The following is a 13524-nucleotide window of genomic DNA, read 5'->3' as shown; positions in this document are numbered from 1 at the left end:
TCGTCCTGTCATCGTCAGATCTACGTATCCGTAGGCGAGACCGGACCGCGCGGCGCCGGCGCGGAGGGGACATGGGCCGCCCGGAGCACGCTGCGGTAGCCTTTGGCCATGGCACGGTCGCTGCTTCTTCCCGAGCCGCGTTGACGGTCCGGACCGCCTGGTCCACGTCACCGCGGCGAACCCCTCCTGCGTGAGGGGTTCTTCTGTGTGAAGACTCAGATGTGTACAAGCTGACGTGAGGATGAGATGAGCGAGACGCCGTACCGCTACACCGCCGACCTGGCCCAGACGATCGAGCTGGCCTGGCAGGACCGCTGGCAGGAGGAGGGCACCTTCCACGCGCCCAACCCCGCGGGTCCCTGGGCTGAGCCCGACAAGGTCGCGGGTCGCGAGAAGCTGCTCGTCCTCGACATGTTCCCCTACCCCAGCGGCGCGGGCCTGCACGTCGGGCACCCCCTCGGCTACATAGCGACCGACGTCTTCGCGCGCTACCACCGGATGACCGGCAAGAACGTCCTGCACTGCCTGGGCTACGACGCCTTCGGCCTGCCGGCTGAGCAGTTCGCGGTGCAGACCGGTCAGCACCCGCGCAAGACGACCGAGGAGAACATGGTCGTCATGAAGCGCCAGCTGCGCCGGCTGGGGCTCGGTCACGACGACCGCCGCACCATCGCGACCATCGACCCGGGCTACTACAAGTGGACCCAGTGGATCTTCACGCAGATCTACAACTCCTGGTACGACCCGGAGGCAGTGCGCCCCGACGGTGGCACGGGGCGCGCCCGCCCCATCGCCGAGCTGGTCGAGCAGTTCGAGGCCGGCGACCGCCCCACCCCCAACGGTCAGCAGTGGGCGGAGCTGTCGGCGGCTGAGCGGTCCGAGATCCTCGACGACTTCCGGCTGGCCTACACCTCGCAGGCGCCGGTCAACTGGGCTCCCGGCCTGGGCACGGTCCTGTCCAACGAAGAGGTCACCAACGACGGGCGCTCCGAGCGCGGCAACTACCCGGTCTTCAAGACGAACCTGCGCCAGTGGATGATGCGGATCACCGCGTATGCCGACCGGCTGGCTGACGACCTCGACCGCGTCGACTGGCCCGACAAGGTCAAGGCCATGCAGCGCAACTGGATCGGTCGTAGCCAGGGTGCACGGGTCGCCTTCCCGGTCGTCGGCGAGGACGCGTCGATCGAGGTCTTCACCACCCGGCCCGACACCCTCTTCGGCGCCACCTTCATGGTGCTGGCGCCGGAGCACCCCTTGGTGGACGTGCTTGTCCCGGAGGGGGAGTGGGCGCCCGACACCAACCCGTCGTGGACCGGTGGGGAGGCGACCCCGGCAGACGCCGTCGCGGCATACCGGCTGGCGGCGTCACGCAAGAGCGACGTGGAGCGCCAGACCGAGGGCAAGGACAAGACCGGTGTCTTCACCGGCGCGTTCGCGACGAATCCCGTGAACGGGCAACGGATCCCGGTGTTCATCGCCGACTACGTCCTGATGGGCTACGGCACCGGCGCGATCATGGCGGTGCCCGGACAGGACCAGCGCGACTGGGACTTCGCCGGGCAGTTCGGGCTGCCGCGCGTGCGCACCGTGCAGCCGTCCGAGGGCCACCCGGAGGACGAGCCGTTCACCGGTGAGGGGCCCGCGATCAACTCGTCCAACGACGAGGTGTCGCTCGACGGCATGGGCGTCGCCGAGGCCAAGGCGACGATCATCGAGTGGTTGGCGCACAAGGGTTTCGGCCAGCCCACAGTCAGCTACAAGCTGCGTGACTGGCTGTTCAGCCGACAGCGCTACTGGGGCGAGCCGTTCCCGATCGTCTTCGACGAGGACGGCGTCAGTCACGCCGTCCCGGACTCGATGTTGCCGGTGGAGCTGCCGGACGTCCCGGACTACTCGCCCAAGACGTTCGAACCCGAGGATGCGAGCAGCCAGCCCGAACCGCCTCTCGGCAGGGTCGAGGACTGGGTCAACGTCGAGCTGGACCTGGGCGACGGTCGCGGCATGCGCAAGTTCCGCCGGGAGACCAACACGATGCCCAACTGGGCCGGATCCTGTTGGTACTACTTGCGTTACCTCGACCCCGCGAACGACGAGGCCTTCGTCGACCCCGAGAACGAGGCCTACTGGATGGGCCCGCGGGAGACACCCGTGGTCGGTTCGCCCGAGGGGGTCGTCGACCCGGGTGGGGTGGACCTCTACATCGGTGGGGTCGAGCACGCCGTGCTGCACCTGTTGTATGCGCGGTTCTGGCATAAGGTGCTGCACGACCTGGGTCACGTGACCAGTGACGAGCCGTTCCGCAAGTACTTCTCGCAGGGGTACATCCAGGCGCCTGCCTACCGTGACGACCGAGGCCAGCCCGTCGAGGCGTCCGAGGTCGTCGAGGTGCCCGACCACGCCAGTGGCGAGACGTCCTACACCTGGCAGGGCCAACCCGTCACCCGCGAGTTCGGCAAGATCGGCAAGTCGCTCAAGAACGTCGTCAGCCCGGACGAGATGTTCGAGCAGTACGGCGCCGACACCCTGCGCGTCTACGAGATGTCGATGGGTCCACTGGAGCTGAGCAAGCCGTGGGAGACCCGTGCCGTCGTCGGCGCTCAGAGGTTCCTGCAGCGCTTGTGGCGCAACGTCATCGACGAGGAGACCGGCGCAGTGCGGGTGGCCGAGGTGCCGTTGGACGACGCGACAGCCAGGGCCCTGCACCGGACCATCGACGCGGTGTCCAAGGACTTCCCGACGCTGGGGTTCAACACGGCCATCGCTCGGCTCATCGAGCTGAACAACGCGCTGACCAAGCTGGAGGCCGTGCCTCGCGAGGCGGCCGAGAAGCTGGTCGTCATGGTGGCGCCGCTCGCCCCCCACATCGCCGAGGAGCTGTGGCAACGGCTGGGGCACACCGAGTCGATCACCTTCGAGCCGTTCCCCGTGGCCGACCCTGCCCTGCTGGTCGAGGACACCGTGACCTGCGTCGTGCAGATCAAGGGCAAGGTCCGCGACCGCCTCGAGGTGCCCGCGGACATCAGTGAGGACGCCCTGCGCGAGCAGGTGCTGGCGCTGCCGAAGGTCCTCGCGGCGACCGAGGGCGGCATCCGCACGGTGATCGTGCGAGCCCCCAAGCTCGTCAACATCGTCCCGATGTGATCCTGCGCTGCACCGGTGGCCCGCACCGATAGCCTGCGCACGTGAGCATCGCGATCGTCACCGACTCCACGGCATACCTGCCGGGGTCGGAGCTCGAGGCCCACTCGATCCAAGTGGTGCCGCTGCACGTCATCGTCGGCGGCACCGAGTTCAGCGAAGGCGTGGACATCACGACCGGCGAGGTCGCCGCTGCGCTGCGAGCGTTCAAGCCCGTGTCGACCTCGCGTCCTTCGCCCCAGGCCTTCCTCGATGCCTACGAGAAGGCGGCCGCAGGCGGAGCCGACGGGATCGTCTCGGTGCACATCTCGGCCGACATGTCCTCGACGATCGAGTCGGCGCACCTCGCCGCGCAGCAGTCGCCTGTGCCTGTCACGGTGGTCGACTCGCGGTCGCTCGGCATGGCGATGGGGTATGCCGTGCTGTCCGCGGCAGAGTTGGCCGAGCAGGGCGCGTCGTTGGAAGACGTTGCGGCGCAGGCCCGTTCGCGAGCCGAGGCATCGACTGTGGTTTTCTACGTCGACACGCTCGAGCACCTGCGACGGGGCGGCCGGATCGGTTCGGCGTCCGCCTTCCTGGGCTCAGCCCTCGCGATCAAGCCCATCCTCGGGCTCGTGGACGGCAGCATTCGGCCGCTGGAGAAGGTGCGCACCTCGTCGCGGGCACTGGCGCGGCTGGAGGAGCTGGCCGTGTCGGCCGCGCAGGTCGCCGAGAAGGCCGGGTCGCTCGTCGACATCGCAGTGCACCACCTCGACTCCCAGGCACGGGCGGACGACCTCGCCGGGCGGCTGCGCGAACGCGTCGCCGACGTCGGAGCCACGGCAGACGGGGGACAGGCCGGCAAGGGCGCGGTCCAGGTGGTCGAGCTGGGCGCGGTCGTCGGCGCCCACGTCGGCCCGGGCACCATCGCCGTCGCCGTGTCACCCCGGCCGAGACCATGACCGCTCTGGCGGACGTGTCGACGGGGGTCCTGGTGGAGGTCGTGGCGGCCTCGGTGGCCGCGTTCGTCGTGGGGGCGGTGAACCCGGCGACGATCCTGGCCAGGCTGCTCGGCAAGGACCTGCGCCACGCGGGGTCGGGCAACCCCGGGGCGACGAACGCCGGACGCGTCCTGGGCGCGCGCTGGGGGGTGGTTGTGGGGATCCTCGACGTGCTCAAGGGTCTGCTGCCCGTCCTGGTCGCCCAACACTTCCTCGGGTCGGTGACGGGGCTGTGGGTCGGGCTCGCGGTCGTGCTGGGGCACATCTGGTCGCCGTTCCTCAAGGGGCAGGGCGGCAAGGGGGTGGCCACCTCCCTGGGGGCGATCCTCGCCGTGCAGCCGTGGTACGGCGTGGGCATGCTCGTGGTCTTCGGGCTGCTGGTCTGGCGCATGCGTTGGGTGGCGGGAGCCTCGGTGTCGGCGTGCGTGCTGCTCCTGGTGCTGGGAGTGCTGACCTGGTTCCGGTGGGTGCCTGTGGGCACGCGTGAGACCGGGGCCTGGTGCGTGGTCCTCGCCCTGCTCGTCATCTACCGGCACCGGCGCAACATCGAGCTGTGGATCTCGGCGCGACGGGACGCGTCGTCCACAGGTTGAGCCGGCTCGGGACGCTGTCCACAGGGCCGCTGCGACGACGTGTCGCGTGCCTGGTCGGCTTCCTAGCGTGCCTGTATGCCGTCCCGTCGCCGACCGTCGGAAACCTCAGCCCGCGCGCGGGCCCTGTTGGAGGCCGCAGACCGCGCGCGTGAGCCTCCGGCGATTGGGTCKCCACGGCCCGAGGTCGTCCCCTGGCTGCCGGAGCGCACGTGGATCGAGACGGCGGCGGCCAAGCCAGCCAGTGGCCCGTCGCGCCCGGCCAGCGGCGTACGGGGTGGTCGCCACCGCCGTCCTGTCCCACCCGGCCCCCGGTTCCTGACCATCCCTGCGTCCCTGCGGGGCGCCCGGCTCAGCGGGCCGCGTGCCGCGGCGGCCGGTCTCCTGCTGGTGGTGCTCGTGGCGGCAGTGGGCTTCGGAGCCCGCGTGGCCTGGGCCAGGGCGGCGAGCACGCCCCAGGTGGTGGCGCCGTCACAGTCGGGGTCGGCCCTCGGGAACAGGGGGCCGACCAGCAGCGGGTTCGCCTCGTCGAGCACGGCCTCCGGTGGTGGTGGACCACCTGTGGGCACGCTGACGGTGCATGTCGTCGGCCAGGTGGAGAGCCCTGGTGTGTTCACCATGCCCGCCGGGTCCCGGGTCTCCGACGTCGTGGCCAAGGCCGGGGTTCGCAAGGGGGCGGACCTCGCGGCCATCAACCTGGCTCGACCGCTGGTCGACGGCGAGCAGCTCCGCGTGCCCAAGCCCGGCGAGGTCGTGGTCGCGGGGGCTGGCACAGCAGGCGCAGGCGCGGGAGCAGGCGCGGGCGCGGGAGCAGGCGCGGGCGCGGGCGCGGGCGCGGCGGCTTCCGGCAGGGTGAACCTCAACTCCGCGTCCGCTGCCGACCTCGAAGAGCTGCCGGGCGTCGGCCCGGTCCTGGCCCAGCGGATCATCGACTGGCGCACCGAACACGGACGATTCGCCTCGGTCGACGAGCTCGGGGAGGTCAGCGGGATCGGGGAGAAGATCTTCGCCGCACTGCAACCCAAGGTGACGGTGTGAGCCGGAGCGCCGGAGCGCTGCGGCGGGGCGTCGACCAGCCTCGGCTACTTGATCTGCGCCTGCTGGTTCCCGCGGTGACGGCGTGGGCGGTCAGCGCCGCCACGCTCGGTGTCCGACCTCCGTTCCTGGTCGTCGCGTCCGCGGTCAGCGCTGGTCTCGCGGCCGTCCTGGTCTGGTGGTTGCCCCGACCTGTTTCCCGGCGGCGCGGCGCGGGGCTGGGCGGACTGGTCCTGGCTGCCGTGGCGCTCGTGCTCGCGGCGACGGCTGCCCACGTGTCCTCGCGTGAGGCGGGCCCGATCCGGTCCCTGGCGGCGCAGCAGGCCTCAGTGACCGTGTCCGGTGTCGTGACCAGGGATCCCGTGGTCGTCGGTGGCCGCCGTCTCGACGGCGCGACCGTGAGCCTCACGCTGCGCGTCGACGAGGTCACGGGACGAGGCCGCGTTGCGCGGGTGTCGACACCGGTCCTCGTGATGGGTGACCAGCGCTGGGAGGCTGTGCGCTGGCACGAGCGGGTCCGGGTCCAAGGCATCCTGCTCGCGGCCGAACCAGGGGACGACGTCGTCGCGGTCCTGCGACCCCGGGGCACGCCTCGTTCGCTCGCTGCGCCCGGCCTGGTCGCCAGGGCGGCCGAACACCTGCGGTCGGGAATGCGTGAGGCGGCAGCCCCGCTGCCCCCCGATGCGCGTGGCCTGTTGCCTGCACTCGTCATCGGGGACACCAGCCACACGCCACAGGACCTCACCGACGCCATGCTCGCGACCGGTATGACCCACCTTTCCGCCGTATCGGGCAGCAACGTCGCCATCGTCCTCGCATGCGCTCTCGGCGGCGCGTCGCTGGCTGGCGTGCGACGTCGCTGGCGCCCGCTGGTGGCGGTTCTGGTGCTGGCCGGCTTCGTCGTCCTCGCCCGGCCGGAACCCAGCGTCATCCGGGCCGCGACGATGGGGACCATCGGGCTGATCGGGCTGAGCCGGTCGAGGCGAGCGGCCGGCATACCCGTCCTGTCTGCGGCGGTGGTCGTCCTGCTCGTCGTCGACCCCTGGCTCAGCCGGTCCTACGGTTTCGCCCTCTCGACCCTCGCCACCCTGGGGCTGCTGCTCTTCACCCGCAGCTGGGGAGAAGCCATCGGGCGCCGGCTCCCGGGCCGCATCCAGGGATGGGGGCCTGCGATGGCCATTCCCGTTGCGGCACAGGCGATGTGCGCCCCGGTGGTCGTGCTGCTCCAAGGCTCGGTGTCGGTCGTCGGCGTGCTGGCCAACCTGCTCGCTGCTCCGCTGGTCGCCCCCGCGACCGTCACCGGGGTGGCTGCCGCGACCGTGGCCCCGATCTGGCCGTTCGGGGCGAGGATCCTGTGCTGGGTCGGGGCGGTGCCGGCACTGGGGATCGCCCGAGTCGCCCGTACCTGTGCCACCGTCCCCGGCGGCACCCTGCCGTGGCCGGACGGTGCGCCTGGAGCGATCCTGCTGACGGTCCTGACCGTCTTCGTCCTCCTCAGCGGCAGGTGGGGGAGCCACCGCGTCAGGCTCCACCCGGTCATCGCCACCAGCGTGTGCCTGCTCGTGCTCGCGGCAGCGGCCCCGACCTCGGCGGTCACCTGGCCCCCACCCGGCTGGCGCCTCGTGGCCTGCGACGTCGGGCAGGGCGACGGGCTCGTGCTCGCCACGACTCCCGGTCACGCGGTGCTCGTGGATGCCGGGCCGGATCCCGTCGCGATCAACTCCTGCCTGCGCCGTCTCGACATATCAGTGCTGGATTCGGTTGTCCTGAGCCATTTTCACGCCGACCACGTCGACGGGCTCCCCGGTGCGTTGGCAGGCCGCGAGGTCCGCGAGATCCTCGCCAGCCCGGTGCATGAACCGCCCTACCAGTGGACGGAGGTGCAGGCGTGGGCCGGGGCGCGCGGCATACCCATCCGTGACCTCTATGCCGGCGACCACCTGGCCTGGACGGGAGTCACGGCAGACGTGTGATGGCCGGCCCGACGGATCGCGTCGGGTTCCGTGCCCAACAACGCCAGCGTGGTGCTGGCGGTGCGGTCCGGCCCAGTCGACCTCTTGCTCCTCGGCGACGTGGAGCGAGAAGGGGCCCACGCCGTGCTCCTCGAGCTGCGGCGCAGCCCGTCGATGTCGGCGCAGGCGTCACGCTTCGACGTCGTGAAGGTGGCCCACCACGGCTCCGGAAACCTCGACGAGGGCCTCATGGAGGCGGTCCGCGCGCCTGTCGCGGTGATCAGCGTGGGCAAGGACAACGACTACGGTCACCCATCACTCAAGGCTCTGGAGGTCTTGCGACACAACGGGTATGCCGTCTATCGCACCGACCAGCGCGGGGACGTCGCCGTGGTTGCGCAGGGGGACGACGTGGCGGTCACCTGGCGCCGCCGATGAGCAGACCCGTCAGCGACAGTGGGCCGACCGCCGTCGGGAGGCCCCAGCGTCGTTCGGCCTGTCAGGTGCTGGCGAGGACGCGGGGCTTGGCCTTCGCGGCTTCGACGAGGGCCTCGATGGTGGCCTGGACGGCCGGGACGCGCTGCAGGTCGGCCGTGGTGACCACGCTGATGGACCGGCGCGAGGCCGGGTTGATCGGCAGGGTGACCACATCGTGGTGGTGGGCCGTCCGCAGGATGAGGTCGGGGATGAGCGCCACGCCCAAGCCTTCGGCGACCAGCCCGAGCACGGCAACGTAGTCCTCGGTCTCGAACCCGACGTGGGGGGAGAACCCGGCCGTCGCGCACATCTGCAGGAGGTGGCCACGGCACCGCGGGCACCCCGCGATCCAGTTCTCCTGGGCCAGGGCGGACAGGTCCACCACGTCGAGCGTCGCGAGCGGGTGTTCGCGGGGGAGGGCGAGGCGGACCTCGTCGTCGAGGAGCTTGTGGGTCACGAAGAGCTCCATGTCCTCCTCTCCGCGGCCGACGTCGGTGCCCTCGTAGGCGAAGGCCACCGCGAGGTCGCACTCGCCGGCCTTGAGCGCAGCGAGCGACTCCGGGGGTTCGGCCTCGGTGAAGGTGACCTGGACGTCGGGGAAGCGCTTCTTCACGAGGGCGAGCGCGCGCGGGACGAGGGTGGCCGAGCTGGACGGGAACGCCATCAGGCRGACCCGGCCGGCGCGCAGGCCCGCAATGGCGGCGACCTCCTCCTCGGCGGCATCGAGGGCGGACAGCACGCCAACGGCGTGGCGCGCGAGCACCTGTCCGGCCTCGGTCAGGCGTACGTTGCGGCCGACTCGTTCGACCAGCACGGTGCCGGTGCGCTGCTCGAGGCGGCGCACCATCTGCGAGATCGCGGGTTGGGAGTAGCCGAGGGACAGCGCAGCCCCGGTGAAGCTGCCCTCGTCGGCGATGGCCTTCATGACACGGAGACCTGCGGCGTCGATCATGGATGAAGCATAACTGTTCGTTATCAAGATGGTTAGTTGTTGATGGCATCGTGATGGATGATGCCGGCCAGGGGGACCCACCACCTGCGACTTGTTGCCGGCTGGTGGTCAGCGGAGCCGCGTTTGGGGGGTTGGAGACGATCTGCCGGCAACAGGTGGGGGCGCCTGCGACTTGTTGCCGGCTGGTGGTCACGGGAGCCGCGTTTGGGGGGTCTGGTGACGATCTGCCGGCAACAAGTCGCCGAGCCATGCCGACGGGCGGGTGTCGCCGGCCTCTGCTTTCATCGGTCCACGATGAAGCCTGAGCCCACCAGCACCACGCACGCGAACGAGCGCGCAGCCACCGAGAGCGACGCGCCTGGCCCCACAGACGCAGCATACCCGCAGGGGGCCGCGGCGCCGCACCGGACAGGCGTGGCGCTCTGCCTGTCCGGTGGCGGCTACCGCGCCGCCCTGTTCCACCTCGGTGCCGTTCGCCGGCTCAACGAGCTCGGTGTGCTGTCGCAGCTCACCACCATCAGTGGGGTCTCCGGCGGCTCGATCGTGGCCAACCTGCTCGCCGACCCCGAGCTCCGGTTCCCGGCGGCGGGCGGCATCGTCGAGGGTTTCGAGGAGTGCGTGGCCATGCCCCTGCAGCGGCTCGCCTCCCGCAACGTCCGGACGCCGGCGTTGCTGTCCAGGGTCAGGCCGTGGAAGTGGTTCGGCCCCGACGCGGCCGTCCGGGCGCTGGCCGACGAACTCGCCGAAGTCGTCCCCTGGTGGTCGAAACCGTTGCGCGACAACGACACTGGTGGTCCCGGAGTCGTGACTGGCGCGACCGAGATCGGCTACGGCGTCGACTGGGTGTTCGAGGGCCCGACCGCCCACCATCCCCACGGGCGGGTGGGGGACTACCGGCTGGGGTATGCCGCGCCGCCGGCCGGGCTGCGGATCGCCGACATCGTGGCGGCCTCCTGCGCCTTCCCGCCGTTCTTCGCGCCGATGGTGGTGGACGGGGTGGCGATGCACCTCACGGGGGGACACCGCGGCCTCGAGTCGGAGCAGGAGCGCGCCTCGATCATGCGGCGCATCCGGCTGACCGACGGCGGGATCTACGACAACCTCGGGCTCGAGCCCGTCTGGAAGCGGCACGCCACGGTCCTGGTCAGTGATGGCGGGGGAGTCTTCCGCGCGCGCACGGAGCGGACCGTCGTCGGCCGGACGCTGCGCATCCTCGGCATCGCCACCAACGGCGGGCAGTCGGTCCGCAGTCGGTGGCTCCAGGCCAGCTATGCGCGAGGCGTCCTCCGCGGCACGTCGTGGGCGCTCGACACGGTCGTCGACGGCTCCTACCCCMGCGAGACGACCGAGCTGGTCAACGCCGTCCGCACCGACCTCGATGCCTTCAGCCCAGCGGAGCAGCAGATCCTCGAACGCCACGGCTACCTCGTGGCCGACGCCCAGGTCCGGGCGCACTCCCCAGAGCTCGTCACCCGCGACACCCCGGCCGTTCCGCCGCACGACGAGGTGGCCGATCCCCAGGTGGCGAGTGCTGCCCTGGTCGACTCGGCGAAGCGCCGACTCCTCGGCAGGTCCTGACCCGACGTACCCTTGCCGCGTGACGCAGACCGCCGCCGTGACCGAACAGGCGCCCGCGGCCGACGAGCTGGCCGCGGTCGCCGCCCTGCTGGAGCGCGGCAACGTCCTCGTCCTGACCGGCGCCGGCATCTCGACCGACTCGGGCATCCCCGACTACCGGGGCCCTGACGGCACGCGCCGCGTGACCCCCATGCAGTACGCCGAGTTCCTGGGGTCCTCCGAGGCGAGGCAGCGCTACTGGGCGCGCAGCTATGTGGGGTGGCAGCGGTTCAACCGGGCCGAGCCCAACTCGGGCCACGAGGCCGTGGCGAGGCTCCAGGGCCGCGGGCTTGTCGGCCCGGTCATCACCCAGAACGTCGACGGCCTGCACCAGCGCGCCGGCGCCACCGACGTCGAGGAGCTGCACGGGTCACTGGCGCGGGTCGTCTGCCTGACCTGTGGCGACCGCACCTCCCGCTGGGACCTCGACGACCGGATGCGCGAGGCCAATCCCACCTACACGGTGACCAGCGACGAGATCCGTCCGGACGGCGACATCGTCCTCAACGACCTCGACGTGGCCGCCTTCCGCACACCCCTGTGCCTGGTCTGCGGTCACGACACGCTCAAGCCAGACGTCGTGTTCTTCGGCGAGTCCGTGCCGAAACCGTTGGTGGAGAAGTGTTTTCGCCTCACGGAGCAGGCCAGCGCGCTGGTCGTCCTGGGCTCCAGCCTCAAGGTCATGAGCGGCTATCGGTTCGTCCGCCGTGCGGCAGCGCTCGACATCCCGGTCGCGATCATCACCCGCGGACCAACCCGAGGCGACGGCGAGGCCACCGTGCAGCTCGACGCGCCCCTCGCCCCGACCCTCGAGGAACTGCTCAGCCGGCTGGCCGCCTGACGAACCTCACGCCGGTCGCCGGGCTATCAGCACCACGTCGATCGCGTCGCCCTGCTCGGTGGGCCGCACGTACTCCTCGCAGCGCTCGACGTCCAGGTCCCCGGCCGCCGCCCGCAGCTGCTCGGGTGTGTGCAGCAGCGCCGGGTCGGACGGGCCGCCGACCCCTTCGGTGAGGTTGCGCAGGCCGTGGCCGACGACCACCAGCGCACCGCCCGGCGTCAGCCACGTCCGGGTGCGGGAGACCACGTCGGAGGGCAGGTGGAGGTACGACACGAGGACGAGGTCGAAGAGGAATAGGGGCGCCGGGTGCCAGGACCGGGCGTCCGCCACCACCCAGTCGATCCGGAGCCCGCGACTGGAGGCCTCCTTCTCGCCCTTGGCCAGCCCCACCGCCGAGAAGTCGACCGCCGTGACCCGCCAGCCCTTCGAGGCCAGCCACACGGCGTGTCGGCCCTCGCCGGCGCCGAGGTCGAGGGCGCGACCGGGCGGCCAGGCGCCCACGATCCTTTCCACCTCGGCGTTGGGCGTCGCGCTCCAGACGTGCTCGTGGGCGGCATACCGCTCGTCCCACAAGGCCTGTCGGTCCGTCGGCCCACCGCGGTCGGGGTCGGGCAGCTTCGAAGCCTCAGCCGAGTCGTGCGTCCCGTGGCTGTGGTCGTGGCGGTGGCCGTGCTCGTCGCTCATCCCCCTAGCATCGCCGATATGAGCAGCATTGCCCCGGACAGCGGCCGCGCAATCGTCGTCCGTGACGCGACGCCGGCGGACCTCCCCGCGATGGCCGCCATCTACGACGAGCAGGTCCGCACCTCGGTGGCGACCTTCGACACCGAACCCCGCGGCGCGGCATACCTCGGTGAGAAGCTCGCCGCCACCGGTGCCGGCAACGTCGGCAACGTCGTCCTCGTCGCCTGCGCGGACGAGCAGCTGCTCGGGTACGCGTTCTCCGGTGCCTTTCGCCCGCGGCCGGCCTACGACGGCACCAAGGAGGTGTCGGTCTACCTCGCGGAGGGCGCGCGCGGTCTCGGCCTCGGACGGACCTTGTATGCCGCGCTGCTGGCGCGGCTGGACGCCGCACCTGAGGTGCACACCCAGGTGGCCGTGATCGCCCTACCGAACGACGCCAGCGTGGCGCTGCACGTCGCGTGCGGCTTCGAGCGGGTGGGAGTGCTTCACGAGGTCGGACACAAGTTCGGTCGTTACGTCGACACGGCCTGGTACCAACGGATGACTCCGCACGAGTAGGACTGGCGTGTCGCTGCGTCTCTTGGCACCCTCGAAGGAGCATCGTTCGCACGCTGTGGAGGTTGGGAGATGGGCGCCACCGGAGCCGGGCCGTTCGAGAACGACGACGCACTCGACCTGCTCGACGAGCTCGAGGAGTCCGAGCAGGACGTGCGACGCAAGCGGGTCGAGGCGGCCCTCGACCAAGTGGTCCGCGCGCGGGGGTACATCGAGGCGCCGACCATGTCGCAGGCGGTGGCCGCAGCGGTGCTCGTGGCTGCCTGCGACGACTTCGAATCCGTCGTGGGCGAACGCAATGTGCCCTGGTGGGTCGACGAGGAACCCATCGAGGTGGACGAACAGCTGGAGGAGCTCGCCACCCGGGCACTGCACCGGGCGATGCAGTCAGACGACAACGAGCTGTGGGAGCTGTGGGCCGAGGGTGACGGCGGCGAACGCTTCGCCACCAAGATCACGCACTACCTCGACGCGCTGGGTGACTGAGCGGGGGAATGGGCGGGGGACTGGGCGGGGAGCTGACCCTGTGCCCGACAGATCCCGAGAGCCGCGTCGATCTGGTCCAGGTTCAGCTGCGAGCAGGCGTGGCTCGCGGCGTCGATCAGGTCCGCGAGCAGTTCGATCTCGGACCCCAGCACCTGGTCGGTGAGATCGGGGTCGGGTTGGGCCTCCATGTGTAGAGAACGCACGTGCGAGTCGC

At 71.0% G+C, this 13524-nt stretch carries 13 protein-coding genes; 10 read left to right on the top strand and 3 right to left on the bottom strand.

Features of this window, described 5'->3' with window-relative positions:
- Window positions 1-246: 246 nt before the first annotated feature.
- The 6 genes from leuS to AC1DXJ_RS11055 all read left to right on the top strand — a co-directional run bounded on the left by leuS (window position 247) and on the right by AC1DXJ_RS11055 (window position 8136).
- Window positions 247-3144, top strand: coding sequence for a leucine--tRNA ligase (gene leuS / locus AC1DXJ_RS11080; RefSeq protein WP_477615342.1), 2898 nt, complete (start codon window positions 247-249; stop codon window positions 3142-3144).
- Window positions 3145-3185: 41 nt separating this feature from the next.
- Entirely contained in the window at window positions 3186-4082 is an 897-nt protein-coding gene (locus tag AC1DXJ_RS11075; protein WP_477615341.1) for a DegV family protein, read from the top strand.
- Window positions 4079-4714, top strand: a complete 636-nt coding sequence (gene plsY / locus AC1DXJ_RS11070) for a glycerol-3-phosphate 1-O-acyltransferase PlsY (RefSeq protein ID WP_477615340.1) — start codon at window positions 4079-4081, stop codon at window positions 4712-4714. Before AC1DXJ_RS11075 ends, plsY begins: the two co-directional genes overlap by 4 nt.
- 75 nt (window positions 4715-4789) lie before the next feature.
- Complete coding sequence (locus AC1DXJ_RS11065; protein WP_477615339.1) at window positions 4790-5749, top strand: ComEA family DNA-binding protein; 960 nt, start codon at window positions 4790-4792, stop codon at window positions 5747-5749.
- Window positions 5746-7719, top strand: a complete 1974-nt coding sequence (locus AC1DXJ_RS11060) for a ComEC/Rec2 family competence protein (protein WP_477636929.1) — start codon at window positions 5746-5748, stop codon at window positions 7717-7719. Before AC1DXJ_RS11065 ends, AC1DXJ_RS11060 begins: the two co-directional genes overlap by 4 nt.
- A 30-nt stretch (window positions 7720-7749) precedes the next feature.
- Window positions 7750-8136, top strand: a complete 387-nt coding sequence (locus AC1DXJ_RS11055; RefSeq protein ID WP_477615336.1) for a ComEC/Rec2 family competence protein — start codon at window positions 7750-7752, stop codon at window positions 8134-8136.
- A 61-nt stretch (window positions 8137-8197) separates the two neighbouring features.
- Here the strand turns inward: AC1DXJ_RS11055 and AC1DXJ_RS11050 are convergent, their stop codons facing one another.
- Window positions 8198-9127: a LysR family transcriptional regulator gene (locus AC1DXJ_RS11050; protein WP_477636928.1), complete on the bottom strand. Its 930-nt coding sequence runs from the start codon at window positions 9125-9127 to the stop codon at window positions 8198-8200.
- Between the two features lie 294 nt (window positions 9128-9421).
- Here AC1DXJ_RS11050 and AC1DXJ_RS11045 point away from each other — a divergent pair, with 294 nt between their 5' ends.
- Together AC1DXJ_RS11045 and AC1DXJ_RS11040 are read left to right on the top strand one after the other, a co-directional pair.
- A complete protein-coding gene (locus AC1DXJ_RS11045; protein ID WP_477636927.1) occupies window positions 9422-10705 on the top strand; it encodes a patatin-like phospholipase family protein in 1284 nt (427 codons plus the stop codon).
- A gap of 19 nt (window positions 10706-10724) precedes the next feature.
- Window positions 10725-11585, top strand: coding sequence for an NAD-dependent protein deacetylase (locus tag AC1DXJ_RS11040; RefSeq protein ID WP_477615333.1), 861 nt, complete (start codon window positions 10725-10727; stop codon window positions 11583-11585).
- A 6-nt stretch (window positions 11586-11591) separates the two neighbouring features.
- Here the strand turns inward: AC1DXJ_RS11040 and AC1DXJ_RS11035 are convergent, their stop codons facing one another.
- Window positions 11592-12269 carry a class I SAM-dependent methyltransferase gene (locus AC1DXJ_RS11035; RefSeq protein WP_477615332.1) on the bottom strand — a complete coding sequence of 226 codons (678 nt, stop codon included), beginning with the start codon at window positions 12267-12269 and terminating at the stop codon, window positions 11592-11594.
- 18 nt (window positions 12270-12287) lie between these two features.
- On the opposite strand from AC1DXJ_RS11035, the gene AC1DXJ_RS11030 reads away from it, so the two are divergent.
- Both AC1DXJ_RS11030 and AC1DXJ_RS11025 read left to right on the top strand, forming a co-directional pair.
- Entirely contained in the window at window positions 12288-12827 is a 540-nt protein-coding gene (locus AC1DXJ_RS11030; RefSeq protein WP_477636926.1) for an N-acetyltransferase family protein, read from the top strand.
- A gap of 69 nt (window positions 12828-12896) precedes the next feature.
- Entirely contained in the window at window positions 12897-13310 is a 414-nt protein-coding gene (locus AC1DXJ_RS11025; protein ID WP_477615330.1) for a DUF4259 domain-containing protein, read from the top strand.
- On the opposite strand, the gene AC1DXJ_RS11020 is transcribed toward AC1DXJ_RS11025, so the two are convergent.
- Entirely contained in the window at window positions 13286-13498 is a 213-nt protein-coding gene (locus AC1DXJ_RS11020) for a hypothetical protein (RefSeq protein ID WP_477615329.1), read from the bottom strand. The genes AC1DXJ_RS11025 and AC1DXJ_RS11020 overlap by 25 nt on opposite strands.
- Window positions 13499-13524: the final 26 nt, after the last annotated feature.

The organism is Pedococcus sp. P2_D9 (assembly GCF_056404275.1).
The sequence above is the reverse complement of the archived record's forward strand: the minus strand, read 5'-3'. Positions and strand labels throughout refer to the sequence as shown.

Bases quoted from the DNA above. Each gene is read 5' to 3' on its own strand.
- leuS (WP_477615342.1), top strand. From the start codon at position 247: ATGAGCGAGACGCCGTACCGCTACACCGCCGACCTGGCCCAGACGATC.
- plsY (WP_477615340.1), top strand. From the start codon at position 4,079: ATGACCGCTCTGGCGGACGTGTCGACGGGGGTCCTGGTGGAGGTCGTG.
- AC1DXJ_RS11035 (WP_477615332.1), bottom strand. From the start codon at position 12,269: ATGAGCGACGAGCACGGCCACCGCCACGACCACAGCCACGGGACGCAC.
- AC1DXJ_RS11030 (WP_477636926.1), top strand. From the start codon at position 12,288: ATGAGCAGCATTGCCCCGGACAGCGGCCGCGCAATCGTCGTCCGTGAC.
- AC1DXJ_RS11025 (WP_477615330.1), top strand. From the start codon at position 12,897: ATGGGCGCCACCGGAGCCGGGCCGTTCGAGAACGACGACGCACTCGAC.
- AC1DXJ_RS11020 (WP_477615329.1), bottom strand. From the start codon at position 13,498: ATGGAGGCCCAACCCGACCCCGATCTCACCGACCAGGTGCTGGGGTCC.